The organism is Xanthomonas massiliensis (assembly GCF_900018785.1).
Classification (GTDB): Bacteria; Pseudomonadota; Gammaproteobacteria; order Xanthomonadales; family Xanthomonadaceae; genus Xanthomonas_B; species Xanthomonas_B massiliensis.
In genome coordinates this window covers 124,962-139,884 of sequence record NZ_FCOY01000007.1, presented here as the reverse complement: position 1 = coordinate 139,884, position 14,923 = coordinate 124,962, and the positions used below count along the sequence as shown (strand labels likewise).

The window sequence follows — 14,923 nt, the reverse complement described above, 5'->3', positions numbered from 1 at the left end:
GCCAGGGTCGCGGTTGCCATGCGTGCCTATTCCCGGCCGCCGCGCTGCTCGTCGTGGGTACGGAACGCCTGCAGGATGTGCTCGCGCAGTTCCTCGTCGTTCCACGGCTTGGTCAGGAAGCGGTAGATCGCGCCGCGGTTGATCGCGTCGGTGACCGTGGCCAGGTCGGTGTAGCCGGACAGCACCAGGCGCATGGTGTCCGGATAGAGCATCTTCACCCGGCCGAGGAATTCGGTCCCGTTGGTGTCGGACATGCGCTGGTCGGACAGGATCACCTGCACGTCGTTGGTGGCCAGCAGGTCGAAGGCGTCGCGCACGTTGGTGGCGGCCAGGATGCGGTAGCCGTCGCGCCGGAACAGGCGTACCAGCGAGCGCAGCACGTTCTCCTCGTCGTCCAGCAGCAGCAGGGTGCGGTCCGGGCGGCTCTCGGTGAACGCGTCCGGGCGCAGGTAGCGCCGGCGCAGGGCCATGGCCGCCGGCTCGGGCGCCATCGGTTCGCCGAACAGGTAGCCCTGGAAGGCGTCGCAGTCGTTGCGGCGCAGGAAGCCGACGTGCGCCTGCGACTCCACGCCGTTGGCGATCACCTTCATGCCCAGCTGGTGGCCCATGGCGATGATGGCGCGGGCGATGGCCGATTCGCGGTCGCCCGAGGGCGCGCCCTTGATGAAGCTGCGGTCGATCTTCAGCCGGTCCACCGGATAGCGTACCAGCGCGCTGAGGCTGGAGTCGCCGGTGCCGAAGTTGTCCAGGCACAGGCTGACGCCCTCGTCGCGCAGGCGCCCGAGCGAGTCGTGGACGAAGCCGGCGTTGTTGGTCAGCGCGCTCTCGTTGATCTCCAGGGTCAGCGCGCTGGCCGGCATGCCGGCCTGCTGCAGCAGCGCCATCACCTCGGCGTGGAACTGCGGTCGCAGCAGCTGCAGGGTGGACACGTTGACCGTCAGGCTGAAGTCGTCCAGGCCCACGTCGCGCCACTGGCGCGCCTGGGCGACGGCGGTGTGCAATGCCCACTGGCCGATCTGCACGATCACGCCCAGGCGCTCGGCGGTGCGCATGAAGCGTTCCGGCACCAGCGTGCCCAGGGTGGGCGAGTGCCAGCGCAGCAGCGCCTCCATGCCGACGATGCGGCCGTCGTGGGCACTGACGATGGGCTGGTAGCGCAGGCGCATTTCGCCGTTGGGCACGGCGTCCACGATCTGGCGGGCGATGACGCCGCCGGCATGGGCGCCGGCCGGCGGCATTTCGCCGGCGTGGAAATGCACGCCGTGGTCGCTTTCGCGCGTGGCCACGGCCAGGGCGGCCTCGGCCCGGTCCAGCAGCGTGGAGGCATCGCGGGCGTCGGCGGGGCAGCAGGCGGCGCCGATGCGGCAGGTCAGGAACAAGGTGTAGGGCAGCACCGACAGCGGCAGTTCGACCTGGGTGCGGATCCGCTCCGCCAGCGCCTGCGGCGCCGGTGCCCCCGCGCCCAGCGGCACGGCGATGAGGAATTCGTCGCTGCCGTGCCGCCACACCAGGCCTTCCCCGCGCAGGTGGGCGTGCAGCCGCGCCGCCAGGGTCCGCAGTGCCTGGTCGCCGACCTCGCTGCCCATGTTCTCGTTGATCGAGGCGAAGTGGTCCAGGTCCAGGTGCATCAGCAGCAGCGGCGTCCCGCCGTCCACTGCCCGGCGCACGAGCCCCTGCAACTCGGGATTGTCGGCCCCCAGCCGCTGCAGCGCGAGCGCAGGCTCGGATCCGCGGGCCATGGCGGGGGCCGCCGGCGTCATGCCGGAACCCGGGCCGGGGCGGCCTCGTAGGGCAGGATCGCCTCGACCGTCGTGCCCCGTCCGGGGATGCTGGCGATGGAGCAGTGCCCGCCGACGAGGCGGGCGCGTTCGCGCATCAGCGCCAGGCCGATCCCCTGCGAGGACGCGAGGTCGAAACCGGCGCCATCGTCGTGCACCCGCAGGCGCAGGTGGTCCGCATCGCACGGCTGCAACACCAGCTCGATGCGGGTGGCGCCGGCATGGTCCCGCGCGTTGGCCAGGCCTTCCTGGGCGATGCGGAAGGCGGCCTGTTCCACTTCGCCGCAGGGACGCCGCGGCAACGCGGCGATCTGCGCGACCAGTTCCGGTACCGCGGGGCGATCCGGCCCGATCTGCCAGCGCAGCGCGGCCTCCAGCCCCAGCGCATCGAGCGGCGGCGGCCGCAGCCGGGCCGACAGTTCCCGCAGGTCGAGGATCGCCGCATCGGCCTGGGCGAGGAGGCCGTGCAGTTCCTCGCGCCGTTGCGCCTCGTCGTCCTCGCCGAGGGCGGCATGGGCGGCGAGCTTGATCACGGTGAGCGCCTGGCTCGTGCCGCCGTGCAATCCACGCGCGAGGATGCGCCGTTCGTCCTCCTGGTCGCGCAGCAGCCGGCGCGCGATCGCCCGCATCTGCTCGAGCTCGGTCTGCTCGTCGGCCACCAGCAGCGTCATCGCCCGGCCGGGCAGGGACCGCCAGCCGAACGGCCGCGCCGGGGACGGACCGGCCGTGCCCACGCGGATCCGCAGCCGGGCCCGGCCGGCCGGGGCGTCGTCGAGGGCGGGGCCGTCGGCATCGGCCGGCAGTACCTCGATGGCCGTGCCGGCGACGACGGCGCCACCGAGCCAGCGGCGGGCGGCGGCGTTGGCGGCGAGCAGCGCGCCGGCCCGGAGCAGCAGCGCCGGCTGCGGCAAGGCATCGAGCAGCACATCCCAATCCGTCCCGCCCAGGGACGAGGGAACGGGCGGATCGGCATCCGCGGGCGGCGGGAGAGGATGGGACATGGGAGCGGCCAGGATCCGTTGCCGGGCATCTTAAGCGCCCGGCCGCGGTGCCGGGCGCGCGGGCCGGCCCTAGTCGCCGCGGGGGAAGTGCAGCTCGCCCTCGGCGACGACCATCCGGAACGGCAGCGACACGAGCCGCATGCCGCGGTTGGCCTGCACGGCGAAGTGCAGGTGCGGGGCGGTGCTCAGCCCCGAATCGCCGGAAAGGCCCAGCACCTGGCCGGCCGCGACCACCTCGCCGGGGCGTACGCGCATGCCGCCGGGCGCCAGGTGCGCGTACACGGCCATGGTGCCGTCCTCGTGCAGGACGCGCACCAGGTTGGCGGGCACGCCGTCCGGACCGGGGGCGCGCCGGTTGCCGGTCACGCCATCGACGACCTGCATGACCGTGCCGCGGCGTGCGGCCAGTACCGGCGTGCCGGTCGCCAGGGCGAAGTCCACGGCGTAGCGGTTCTCCGCGTCGCGGTGGCTGAAGCGCCCGTCCCAGGCCTGGTCGACGCGGATGCCGGCATCGGCATCGAAGGGCAGGCGATAGGCCACGTCCTCGGCGCGGGCGCGCGGATCGCCGGGCACCGCCTCCAGCCCCAGCCCGGTCGCGGCCACCGCCCCGTCCGTGTCGGCGCCGGCGTACAGGTGGGCGATGACGCGCTGGCCGCGCGCAGGCAGTACCGCCTCGGCGGGGAGGGCCGGCACCGCGGTGAAGCCGGGACGCGAGGTCGCGAAGATGCGCACCTGGACCGGGCCGGCCAGCGCGTTCCCGGCCACGACCCGGGTCTGTCCCGGGGCCGCCTGCAGGTGCAGCGTCGCCAGGGCCTGCGCGGGCGAGCGCGGCACGGGGCGCATGGCGGGCGGGGAGCGTAGCAGGGCCTGCCCCGGGTTGAGCTCCATCGCTCCATCCGAATAAAGCGATTGACACGGGCCTGGCGCAGTGGCAACCTGCACGGACCATCGAGACCGGCGGAGGGACAGGCCCTTTGATGCCGGGGCAACCAGCGCGACGCGCCAGCGTCGCGTGGTCGGTGCCAAATCCTGCGGGGACCGCGTCCGCGTCCGCCGAAAGATGGTTCGAATCGTGCTCCGCGCACGTCGAACGCGAGCTCCGCGAAGCTCGATGGCTTGCTCCAACCGGACAACGCCATGGGTCTCGTGAACGCCGCCAACCTTCCGACAGAAACCGCCGTCGCCGCCCTCGATGCAGGGACCGGCGGGCATGTCGATGCCGTGCGCGGCGAGGTCCTCCTGCGGCTTGCGCTGCGCCATGCCGGCACCCGCGCGCTGACCCTGCGCTACGAACTGGTTGGCCCGGCGCAGGCGCCGGTGGTCCTGCTGGCCGGCGGCATTTCCGCCACGCGCCATGTCGCCGCCAACGCCGTGTTCGCCGAGCGCGGCTGGGCGGAAGGCCTGGTCGGCGCCGGGCGCACGCTGGACCCGGCCACGCGCCGCATCCTGGCCTTCGATTTCGTCGGGGCCGACGGCACCGTGGATGCGCCCATCGACACCGCCGACCAGGCCGATGCGGCGGCCGCGCTGCTCGACGTGCTCGGCATCGCCCGCCTGCAGGCCTATGTCGGCTATTCCTACGGCGCATTGGTGGGCCTGCAGCTGGGCGCGTTGCACCCGCGGCGCCTGGCGCGCCTGGTGGCGGTCAGCGGTGCCCATCGCCCGCATCCCTACGCCGCCGCCTGGCGCGCGTTGCAGCGCCGCGCCGTGGCACTGGGCCAGCTGCAGTGCGCCGAGGCGCAGGGCCTGGCCCTGGCCCGCCAGTTCGCCATGCTCAGCTACCGCACGCTCGAGGAATTCGGTGAGCGCTTCGATGCGCCGGCCGAGGTCGTCCACGGCCGCGTGCGGGTGGCCGCCGAGGACTACCTCGACGCGGCCGGCGCCCACTACGTGGCGCGCACGCCGCCCAACGCCTTCCTGCGCCTGTCCGAATCCATCGACCTGCACCGCGTGGAGCCGTCCGCCGTCGCCGTGCCCACGCTGGTGGTCGCCGTCGAGGGCGACCGCCTGGTACCGCTGGCCGACCTGGTCAACCTCGTCGAGGGCCTGGGCACGCGCGGCAGCCTGCGCGTGCTGCGCTCGCCCTACGGCCACGACGCCTTCCTGAAAGAACACGACCGCATCGACGCGATCCTCGCCTCCGCCCTTCGCACCCCGGGAGCTTCCGCATGAGCACCACCGATTCCGTTTCCCCCTGTCGTCCCGCCACCGCCGCGGTCCGCGCCGGCATCGACCGCGATACCGCCTACGGCGCGGTGACGCCGCCGATCGTGCTGTCGTCCAACTTCAGCTTCGAGGGCTTCAACCGCAAGCGCGAGTACGACTACACCCGCAGCGGCAACCCCACCCGCGACCTGCTCGGCGAGGCGCTGGCCGAGCTGGAGGGCGGCGCCGGCGGCGTGGTGACTTCCACCGGCATGGGCGCGATCAACCTGGTGCTCAACGCGCTGCTGTCGCCGGGCGACCGGCTGGTGGTGCCGCACGATGCGTACGGCGGCAGCTGGCGCCTGTTCAACGCGCTGGCCAAGAAGGGCCACTTCGAGCTGATCACCGTCGACCTGACCGACGCGCGCGCGCTGGCCGACGCGCTGGCCCAGCTGCCCAAGGTGGTGCTGGTGGAGACCCCGTCCAATCCGCTGCTGCGGATCACCGACCTGCGCTTCGTGGCCGAGGCGGCGCACCGCATCGGCGCGCTGGTGGTGGCCGACAACACCTTCCTCTCGCCGGCGCTGCAGAACCCGATCGCGCTGGGCGCGGACGTGGTGCTGCATTCCACCACCAAGTACGTCAACGGCCACAGCGACGTGGTCGGCGGCGCGGTGGTGGCGCGCGATCCGGAGCTGCACCAGCAGTTCGTCTGGTGGGCCAATGCGCTGGGCCTGACCGGCTCGCCGTTCGACAGCTTCCTGACCCTGCGCGGCCTGCGCACGCTGGATGCGCGCCTGCGCGTGCACCAGGAGAACACGCAGGCCATCGTCGAACTGCTGCAGGACCATCCGGCGGTGGCGCAGGTGTTCTACCCCGGCCTGGCCTCGCACCCGGGCCACGCGCTGGCCGCGCGCCAGCAGAAGGGCTTCGGCGCGATGCTCAGCTTCGAGCTGCGCGGCGGCGAGGCGGCGGTGCGCGCCTTCGTCGAGGGCCTGCGCTGGTTCACCCTGGCCGAATCGCTGGGCGGGGTGGAAAGCCTGGTCGCCCATCCGGCCACCATGACCCATGCCGCGATGACGCCCGAGGCGCGTGCCCAGGCCGGCATTGCCGACGGCCTGCTGCGCCTGTCGGTGGGCATCGAGGCGGCCGAGGACCTGCTCGCCGACTTGCGGGCCGGCCTGGAGCGCGCGCAGGCGCAGGTCCGGGTGCAGGCCCGGCCGCAGCCGGTGGTGGGTGCGTGAGCGCGGTGGCGCCGACGCCGCGTCGCGCGGTGCGGCCGGCGCCGGCCACGCCGCGCCTGGCCCTGCTCGGCACCGGCACGGTCGGCAGCGCCTTCGTGCACCGCTACCAGGTGCTGGCCGGGCGCGGCCTGCGCCTGCCCACGTTCATCTGGCTGGCCAACTCGCGTACCGCCCTGGCCTGCGGCAAGGCGCCGGATGCGGCACTGGCGCAGGCGTGCCGCGCCGAGCGCCGCGACCCGGCCGCCCCGCCGCGTGACCCCGGCCTGCGCGGCAGCAGCCCCGGGCTGCAGCCCTGGGCCGAGACCGAGGCGCTGCGTGCCGGCGACGTGCTGGTGGACGCCACCGCCAGCGAGGGCGTGGCCAACTGGCATGCCGAATGGCTGGCGCGCGGCGTGCACGTGGTCACCGCCAACAAGCTCGGACGCGGGGCGGCGCTGGCCCGCGCCCAGGCCATCGAGGAGAGCCGCGCGCTTTCGGGCGCCGGCTACGGCGACAGCGCCACGGTCGGTGCCGGCCTGCCGCTGCTGTCCAGCGTGCGTGCGCTGGTGGCCGGCGGCGACCACATCCATGCGGTGGAGGGCGTGCTGTCCGGTTCGCTGGCCTGGCTGTTCCACCACTTCGATGGGCAGGTGCCGTTCTCCGCGCTGGTGCGCCGGGCGCGCGAGCGCGGCTATACCGAGCCGGACCCGCGCGTGGACCTGTCCGGCGAGGACGTGCGCCGCAAGCTGCTGATCCTGGCGCGCAGTGCCGGGATGCCGCTGGAGGCCCGGCGCGTGCAGGTGCAGTCGCTGGTGCCGCCGGCCCTGGCCGCGTTGCCGGCCGCGGCCGTGGACGGCCAGCTGGAGACGCTCGACGCGGCACTGGCGCCGGCCCTGCAACAGGCGCGTGACGACGGCCTGTGCCTGCGCTTCGTCGCCCGCTTCGACGCGGACGGTGCCAGCGTCGGCCTGCGCGCGCTGCCGGCCGCGCACCCGCTGTGCGGCGGCGCCGGCACCGACAACCGCGTGGCCATCCACAGCGACCGCTATCGCGAGCAGCCGTTGCTGATCCAGGGCCCGGGCGCCGGCGCGGACGTCACCGCGGCGGCGCTGCTGGACGACGTGCTGCGGGTCGTCGATCCCTGAGCCGCCCGGCCGCGCGCGACCGGGCGTAGTCGCCCCGGCGGGCGCCGGCGCCTCTTCAGCCGCCGCGGCCGTATTTCGCCGCCAGCAGGGTGCGCACCTGCTCGCGGCTCATGGGCCGGCCGGTGGCGTCGGGCACCGCGAAATCCACGCCGTTGTCCCACAGTTGCGGCGCGGCGAGCACGGCGACCTGGTCGGCGGGTGTATTGGCCTGCAGGTCGAGCAGGTGCTGGTTGAAGCCGGCGCTGCGCAGCCAGGCGTCGTAGACGGTGTCGTGCTGGGTCCAGAACTGGGCGCTGTATTCGCATTCGCGGCGTTCCTCCGGCGCCAACGTGGCGCAGGGCGTGCGCCACTGGTGCAGGCCGATGACGGCGTCCGGCTCCAGCTCGCGGGCCGCGGCGGCCGCCCACAGGCCCACGCACATGCTCGCGCAGTACGACCTGACCCGGACGGTCAGGTTGCGGCGGCGGATCAGCCGCGCCGCCTCTAGCCCCGGCCCGGCATAGCCGCCGCCGCTGGTGATGACGATGCGCTGCAGCGCGGGCGTGGCCGCGAGCGCCTGTTCCAGGTCGCCGGCGAAGCGCGGGCCGATGTCGCCCTCGATGCGCAGCGTGCGTCCGTCGGCATCGACCGCCAAGCGCGCATCCGTGATCCGCGCGGGTCCGCCGCCGCTGCCGGGCTTCAGGATCACCGCATCGCCATGGCCGTCGCTGCCGCCGGCACCTGGCAGCTGGGTCTCGGCCAGCGCCGGTGCGGGCGGCGGCGCGTCGGTTCCGTGCCGGCGGTTGCCGAGATAGGCGGCCAGGACCAGCAGGCAGCCGGCACCGGCGAGCAGCTTGGCCAGGCCGGGCAGGCCCTTGCCGCCGCGCCGCGGGCGGCCGGATTCACGGGGGGCGGTCATGGTCGCTTCCTGCGTCTGGGGATCGCGCCAATGTAGCGCGTGCCCGGCCGGGCCGGCCGCTCAGCACTCGATGACGTTCACCGCCAGCCCGCCGCGGCTGGTTTCCTTGTACTTGTCCTGCATGTCGCGGCCGGTGTCGCGCATGGTGCGGATCACCTTGTCCAGGCTGACCTTGTGGCTGCCGTCGCCGCGCAGGGCCATGCGCGCGGCGTTGATCGCCTTGACCGCGCCCATCGCGTTGCGCTCGATGCACGGGATCTGCACCAGCCCGCCGATCGGGTCGCAGGTCAGGCCGAGGTTGTGCTCCATGCCGATCTCGGCGGCGTTCTCGACCTGCGCGGGCGTGCCGCCGAGCGCGGCGACCAGGCCGGCGGCGGCCATCGAGCAGGCCACGCCGACCTCGCCCTGGCAGCCGACCTCGGCGCCGGAGATCGAGGCGTTTTCCTTGTACAGGATGCCGATCGCCGCGGCGGTGAGCAGGAAGTCGAACACGCCGCGCTCGCCGGCACCGGGACAGAAGCGGTCGTAGTAGTGCAGCACCGCCGGGACGATGCCGGCCGCGCCGTTGGTGGGCGCGGTGACCACGCGCCCGCCGGCGGCGTTCTCCTCGTTGACGGCGAGGGCGTACAGGTTGACCCAGTCCAGCGTGGTCAGCGGGTCGCGCATCGCCGCCTCCGGCTTGGAGGACAGTTCGCGGTACAGGCCCGGCGCGCGCCGCGGCACGTGCAGGCCGCCGGGCAGGGTGCCTTCCTCGCGCACGCCGCGCGCCACGCAGGCCTGCATCGCCTCCCAGATCTCGCGCAGGCCGGCGCGGATGGCCTCGGGCGAGCGCCAGGCCTGTTCGTTCTCGAACATCATCGCGGCGATGCCCAGGCCGCTGCGCGCGGCTTCGGCGAGCATCTCGTCGCCGCTGGCGAACGGATGCGGCAGCGGCGTGGCGTCGGGGACGATGCGGTCCTCGGCCGCATCGTCGGCGTTGACCACGAAGCCGCCGCCGACGGAGTAGTAGTCGCGCGTGGCCAGCACCGCCTCGTCGGCCGCGTAGGCGGTGAAGCGCATGCCGTTGGTGTGGTAGGGCAGCTTCTGGCGCTTGTTCATCGCCAGGTCGCGCTTCTCGTCGAAGGCGATCCCGTGTTCGCCCATGAGCCTGATGCGCTTGTCCGCGCGGATGCGCGCGAGCGTGGCGGGGATGATGTCCGGGTCGATCAGGTTCGGGCGCTGGCCCTCCAGGCCGAGCAGGATCGCCTTGTCGGTGCCGTGGCCGCGGCCGGTGAGCGCCAGCGAGCCGAACACCTCGGCGCGCACGCGCACGGTGGCCTGCAGCAGGCCGGCATCGAGCAGCCAGCGGTGGACGAAGCGCTCGGCCGCGCGCATCGGCCCGACGGTATGCGAGGAACTCGGCCCGATGCCGATCTTGAACAGGTCGAAGGTGCTGACGGCCATGGCGGCTTTACCGGGAGGGACGGGAACGGGGGGAGAACACCGGCGCGGCGGTGGGCGCCAGGCGGTCGGCCAGCGCGGCGCGGATGCTGGCGTGGGTGCGTGCCAGGTGGTCGTCGTGCAGGCGGCAGGCCTTGATCACGTTGCGCTGCAGGGCGGCCTCGGCGATGGCCTGGTGCTCGTCCCAGGTGAAGCGCTTGTCGCGCGCGCGCGGCAGCGCGGCGTAGCGGTAGCGCTCGGCCTGGTGGTAGAAGCTTTCCTGCAGCTTGAGCAGCCACGGCGAGCGGCACGCCGACAGCAGCGCCCGGTGGAAGGCGTGGTTGCGCGCTTCCAGGGCATCGAGCTGCTCCGGCGGCAGGGCCACCGGGCGGCCGGACACCGCGGCCTCCAGCTCGCCCAGCGCCGCCAGCGCCGCGCGCAGGCGCGCTTCCCAGGCATCGTCGCCGTGCAGGATGGAATCGTTCATCGCCTCGTCCACCACCAGGTTGCGCACCCGGGCGATGTCGTCCAGTTCCTGCAGCGACAGCGGCGCGACCATGAAGCCGCGCTGGTCCTCGCTGACCACCAGCTGCTCGCCGCACAGCCGCGCCAGCGCCTCGCGCACCGGCGACATGCCGGCGTCGTAGCGCGCCACCAGGTCCACCAGGCGCAGCTTGCTGCCCGCCGCCAGGCGCCCGCGCACGATGTCGTGGCGCAGCTGCAGGTAGGTGCGCGAGGCCAGCGTCGTCGCGCCGGCGTCGGGGTTTGCTGGAATTTCGTAATTATTGCGCGACATCTGCATGATGCCGGCATCATACGGCCGTAGTTCGGGGATAATTTCGTAAATGTGGCGGGATGCCGCTGCCCGGTCACTGGGACAGCGGCAGCTCCTGCTCGACCAGGGCCTTCCAGTAGGCCGCGCCCAGCGGCAGGGCATCGTCGTTGAAGTCGTAGCGCGGGTTGTGCACCGGCGGGGTGTCCGGGCCGCGCCCGGTGCCGATCCCGATATAGGCGCCGGGCACGCGCTGCAGCATGAAGGCGAAGTCCTCGGCGGCCATGATCGGCGGGGCCTCCTCGTCCACGTTCGTCGCGCCGGCGACGCGGCGGGCGGCGGCGGCGGCGGCGCGGGTCTGCGGCCCGGTGTTGACCACGCCCGGGTAGCCGCGCCGGTAGTCCAGCACGATGCCTGCGCCGGTGGCCTCGGCCGTGCCGCGGCAGATGCGCTGCATGGCGGCCTCGATGCGCTCGCGCACGCCGGCATCGAGGGCGCGGGTGGTGCCGCGCAGCACCACCTGCGGCGGGATCACGTTCCAGGTATCGCCGCCGTGGATCTGGGTGACGCTGACCACGCCGGCCTCGCGTGCCGAGAGGGTGCGCGAGGCGATGGTCTGCAGGGCGCCGACCAGTTGCGCGGCGGCGACGATCGGGTCGATCCCCAGCTCGGGCGTGGCGCCGTGGCAGCCGCGGCCCTCGACGCGGATCTCGAAGTTGTCCAGGAACGCGGTCATGCAGCCCTCGCGGATGGCGAAGTGCCCCAGCGGCAGCTCGGGGAAGTTGTGCATGCCGTAGACCGCCGCGACCGGGAAGCGCTCGAACAGCCCCTGTTCGACCATCACCCGCCCGCCGCCCTCGTTCTCCTCGGCCGGCTGGAAGATGAAATGCACGGTGCCGCGGAAGTCGGGCGCGCGCGCCAGTTGCGCGGCCGCGCCGAGCAGCATCGCGGTATGCCCGTCGTGGCCGCAGGCGTGCATCTTGCCCGGGGTGCGCGAGGCGTAGGCGACGCCGCTGCACTCGTGGATGTCCAGCGCGTCCATGTCCGCGCGCAGGCCGATGGCCGGGCCTTCGCCGTTGTACAGGGTGGCGACCACGCCGGTGCCGGCCAGGCCGCGGTGCACGTCCAGGCCCAGGTCGCCGAGCACGCCGGCCACCAGTTCGGAGGTGCGGTGCTCGGTGAAGGCGGTCTCCGGGTGGGCGTGGATGTCCTGGCGCCACTGGACCATGCGGGCGCGGATGTCGGGATCGATGGCGGGGACCGTGTCCATGTCGATGGTGCTCATGTGCGATGGAAGAATTCGGCGATGCAGGCCGCGCCGAGGAAGGTGCCGGCGGTGGCGGTGAGCGAGACCGCGACGATGCGCCAGCCGAGGCGGCGGAAGGCCGGCAGGTCCTTGACGATGCTGAAGCCGGCCAGGGCCAGCACCGGCGTGGTCAGGCTCATGAACTGCACCTTGTCGGTCAGGGCGGCCACCGCCTGCGCGCCGGGCCACGCGCCCGGCACGGCGGCGACGGTGGCCAGGATCGACAGCACCAGCATCAGCGGCAGGCGCGGCCAGGCGCGCTTGAGGCCGATCGCCACCGCGGCGATCCCGAGCATGATCGCCAGGCCCGGCAAGGTCTGCGGCGGCGAGGTGTGGCCGGACAGCGCGTTGCTCACGAGGATGCCCAGGCACATCAGCCCGGCCACGCACGCCAGGTCGGCCGGGGCCATGGGGCGGGCCGGCGCGGGCGGCGCGGCGGCCGGCATGGCTGGCTCCGCATCCGGCGCGCCGGCATTGCGGCGGGACAGGCGGCCGAGCACCGGTTCGAGCCGGGCATAGAGCCAGTTGCACGCCGGCAGCGACAGGAACAGGGCGAAGTAGAAGCCGGCCACGCCGGCGATCAGGTTGGCGGCGGCGGCGATCGCGGCCAGGTGCGGGCGCAGGGCGTCGGGCTGCTGCGCGGCGATGGCGCCGATCGCCGCGGCCATCATGCTGCCCGAGCCCATGCCGGCGCCCATCGCCAGCGAGCGCGGGTCGAACAGCCCGGTGCTGGCCACCACGCTGGCCAGCACGGTGATGAAGACCGCGCCCAGCACGGTGCCGGTGATGTACTCGGCCATCACCCCGCGGCCTTCCGGCGAGTCCATGCCGTAGCGCTGGGCGATGATCGCCAGGTTGTTCTCGCGGCCGATCGAGAACGTGGCGCCGACCGCCTCGCGCTTGATGCCCAGCGCCAGCGCCAGCGGCAGGCCCAGCACCAGGGTGCCGAAGGCGTGGCCGAACTCCTGGAAGGCCAGCGCCCAGCCGGCCTCGCGTAGCTGCGGCAGGGCGTGCCCGGCCATCAGCCCGAGCTTGGTGATGAACAGCAGCAGCGCCAGGTTGAGCAGCGCGGCGGCGTAGTCCTGCAGGTCCGCGCCGATGCGCAGCGCCCGTGGCAGCCGCGGCGAGAACGCGCTCCACAGCACGCCCAGCAGCAGCGCCCACAGCATCGGCAGGATCGCCAGCCTGACCGGGCCGAGCGGCACCGCGGTGGTGCCGATGGCCTCGGCCAGCGCGGTCACGGCGACGACCGCCACGGCCAGGCGCAGGCGCGCGGGACGATCGGGCGGGGACGGTGCGGCGTCGCGGACGGCGACGGGTTCGGGAAGCGCGGTGGCCATGGGCAAGCAGTGTCCGCGGGCGCGACTGCTGCAACAATGACCGGTCATCGGCAGATGTGTTGCATCGTGTGCAACACGCCTGTGCTCCGGCCGGGCGGCGATGCCCGGCGTGCGTTTGCAAGAACGGCGCCGCCCATGCCCAGAGCGAGGCCCTTCCTGGCTGGCATCTGATCCGGGACGGCTGGTCCGGGATGGCGGCGGAGTGGCCGTGGAGAAGCGCGCCAGGCCGACGGGGATCGCGCGAGGGATCAATCGCATGAAGGGATTGCATCAAGTGAGGGGCTGGGTTGGGTGGGCGCCCGTGCCGGTCCGGTCGCTTGGCGCGGGCATGGAGGGCCGCGCGGCTGGTCCCATCCGGTACGTCCGCTTGCGTGGCGCCGGTTTGCCGGAACCCGGCGCAAGCCGATCGCCGCCCGTTCGTGCCCGCTCGACTGCGGCCGTCCCGTGACGGCCGGTGGACGCAGGCGACGATGCCGGGACCGCGTGTGGCGATCCGCGTGGAGCACGATGGGCCGTCCTTCCCGGCTGACCAGCGCCACGACGGCTTCCTGCCACCCGAGCAGGCCGATCGCGATGAGGTCGAACACGAGCGCCGCCGCCGTTCAACGGCGGCCGGCACGGACAGAGGGCGGAAGTCGTGTGCGGCTGCTTCGTGCGGACCGGTTGCGACCGGCCGCCTCGCCCGGCCCGTGTCGTGCCGGCGTGCTAGCACCGGGCACGCCGATCACGGCGAGGTCGGGCACGCCCGGCGCCGCCGTTGCGCGCTGACCGGCGCGGACAGGTGACGGGCGGTGCGTGCGGCCGTCGCGCGCTGGCACGTGCCTGCTGCGGCCCGCCGTGTCGCCCGATCGGCCGGCGGCCGTGCAGGGTGCTAGAACTCGGGCGAGCCGATCGCGGCCAGGTCGCGCACGATCAGCCGCAGCAGCTCCGCCGCGGCCGGCGAGAGCAGGCGGCCGTGCTTGGAGATCACGTGCATGCGGCCCTGGTGCAGGATCGGGTTCTCCATCGGCAGGGCCACCATGTCGTCGCGCTCCATCGCCAGTGCCGGCCGGGTCGACAGCGCATAGCCCAGGCCGGCGGCGACGAACTGGCCGATGGCGTGGAACGAGGTGGTGGTCAGCACCGTGTTCAGGCGGATGCCCTCGCTGATCTCGGCGGCCTCGATGTGCTGGCGGATGCCGAAGCCGCGCTGCAGCGTGGCGCCGGCGTGGGGCACCAGGTCGGCCAGCTTGAGCGGGCGGCCGATGCGGGTGAGCGGGTGGCCGGCCAGCACCAGGGTCTGGATCGGCTGCGGGTGCGAGTAGTGCGAGCGCAACCGCTCGTCCTTGGGCGGCTGGAACAGCATGCCGATCTGGGCGCGTTCCTCGACGATGCGCTGCACGATGCCGTCGGTGCCGCTGATCTCCAGTTCCACGCCGATGCGCGGGTGCGAGGCCATGAAGTCGCGCAGGCTGTGGCGCATCAGCCAGTCGGCGAAACCCTCGCCGGTGACCAGGTCGACGTGGCCGCGCTCGATCTTGCGGATGCCCTCCAGCTGGGCCAGCAGGTGCTGCTGCTGGCCCAGCTGGCGGCGGGCATAGGCGGCCAGCAGCTGGCCGGCGTCGGTGGCGGTGACGCCGCGGCCGTGGCGCTGGAACAGGCGCGCGCCGCAATCGCGCTCCAGCGCGGAAATGGCGCGGCTGAGCGCGGAGGGATCCATGCCCAGCGCGTCGGCGGCGCCGCGCACCGAGCCGTTCTCCAGCACCTGCATGAAGTAGCGCAGGCGCCGGGCATCGAGCATTTCCTCCGTGGCGGCGGCGGAAGGGAGGCTGCGGGAACGTGGCGACACGGGGGATCCTGGTTGAGCGTTGCAAGGGATGCAACGAATATCCTGTTACTCGGTCATTGTTGCAATGG

General features: G+C 73.5%; 12 protein-coding genes and 1 riboswitch. Of the genes, 3 read left to right on the top strand and 9 right to left on the bottom strand.

The features are described from left to right. Positions 1 to 26 precede the first annotated feature (26 nt). The 3 genes from BN3794_RS10785 to BN3794_RS10775 form a co-directional block, all read right to left on the bottom strand. Entirely contained in the window at positions 27 to 1,739 is a 1,713-nt protein-coding gene (locus tag BN3794_RS10785) for an EAL domain-containing protein (RefSeq protein ID WP_066098804.1), read from the bottom strand. Between the two features lie 17 nt (positions 1,740 to 1,756). Then, positions 1,757 to 2,704, bottom strand: coding sequence for a sensor histidine kinase (locus BN3794_RS10780; RefSeq protein WP_066097336.1), 948 nt, complete (start codon positions 2,702 to 2,704; stop codon positions 1,757 to 1,759). Between the two features lie 144 nt (positions 2,705 to 2,848). Further along, positions 2,849 to 3,667: a M23 family metallopeptidase gene (locus BN3794_RS10775; RefSeq protein ID WP_078059717.1), complete on the bottom strand. Its 819-nt coding sequence runs from the start codon at positions 3,665 to 3,667 to the stop codon at positions 2,849 to 2,851. A 54-nt stretch (positions 3,668 to 3,721) separates the two neighbouring features. Further along, positions 3,722 to 3,846, top strand: a riboswitch (SAM riboswitch). A gap of 70 nt (positions 3,847 to 3,916) precedes the next feature. Between BN3794_RS10775 and metX the strand changes: the two genes are divergently transcribed. From metX to BN3794_RS10760, 3 genes are read left to right on the top strand one after another with little or no spacing between them, the layout of a single operon-like run. Then, a complete protein-coding gene (gene metX / locus BN3794_RS10770) occupies positions 3,917 to 4,951 on the top strand; it encodes a homoserine O-succinyltransferase MetX (protein ID WP_066097335.1) in 1,035 nt (344 codons plus the stop codon). Further along, complete coding sequence (locus BN3794_RS10765; RefSeq protein ID WP_066097334.1) at positions 4,948 to 6,168, top strand: O-succinylhomoserine (thiol)-lyase; 1,221 nt, start codon at positions 4,948 to 4,950, stop codon at positions 6,166 to 6,168. Before metX ends, BN3794_RS10765 begins: the two co-directional genes overlap by 4 nt. Beyond that, complete coding sequence (locus BN3794_RS10760; protein ID WP_066097333.1) at positions 6,165 to 7,292, top strand: homoserine dehydrogenase family protein; 1,128 nt, start codon at positions 6,165 to 6,167, stop codon at positions 7,290 to 7,292. Before BN3794_RS10765 ends, BN3794_RS10760 begins: the two co-directional genes overlap by 4 nt. 55 nt (positions 7,293 to 7,347) lie before the next feature. Here the strand turns inward: BN3794_RS10760 and BN3794_RS10755 are convergent, their stop codons facing one another. The 6 genes from BN3794_RS10755 to BN3794_RS10730 form a co-directional block, all read right to left on the bottom strand. Beyond that, positions 7,348 to 8,190: a hypothetical protein gene (locus tag BN3794_RS10755; RefSeq protein WP_066097332.1), complete on the bottom strand. Its 843-nt coding sequence runs from the start codon at positions 8,188 to 8,190 to the stop codon at positions 7,348 to 7,350. A gap of 60 nt (positions 8,191 to 8,250) precedes the next feature. Next, positions 8,251 to 9,633, bottom strand: coding sequence for an L-serine ammonia-lyase (locus BN3794_RS10750; protein WP_066097331.1), 1,383 nt, complete (start codon positions 9,631 to 9,633; stop codon positions 8,251 to 8,253). Positions 9,634 to 9,640: 7 nt separating this feature from the next. Next, positions 9,641 to 10,411, bottom strand: a complete 771-nt coding sequence (locus BN3794_RS10745; RefSeq protein ID WP_066097330.1) for a GntR family transcriptional regulator — start codon at positions 10,409 to 10,411, stop codon at positions 9,641 to 9,643. A gap of 67 nt (positions 10,412 to 10,478) precedes the next feature. Beyond that, positions 10,479 to 11,666, bottom strand: a complete 1,188-nt coding sequence (locus BN3794_RS10740) for a M20 aminoacylase family protein (RefSeq protein ID WP_236493244.1) — start codon at positions 11,664 to 11,666, stop codon at positions 10,479 to 10,481. Continuing rightward, complete coding sequence (locus tag BN3794_RS10735) at positions 11,663 to 13,027, bottom strand: DUF3100 domain-containing protein (protein WP_066097329.1); 1,365 nt, start codon at positions 13,025 to 13,027, stop codon at positions 11,663 to 11,665. The genes BN3794_RS10740 and BN3794_RS10735 overlap by 4 nt, the downstream gene beginning before the upstream one ends. An 871-nt stretch (positions 13,028 to 13,898) precedes the next feature. Next, complete coding sequence (locus BN3794_RS10730) at positions 13,899 to 14,855, bottom strand: LysR family transcriptional regulator (RefSeq protein ID WP_201455270.1); 957 nt, start codon at positions 14,853 to 14,855, stop codon at positions 13,899 to 13,901. Positions 14,856 to 14,923: the final 68 nt, after the last annotated feature.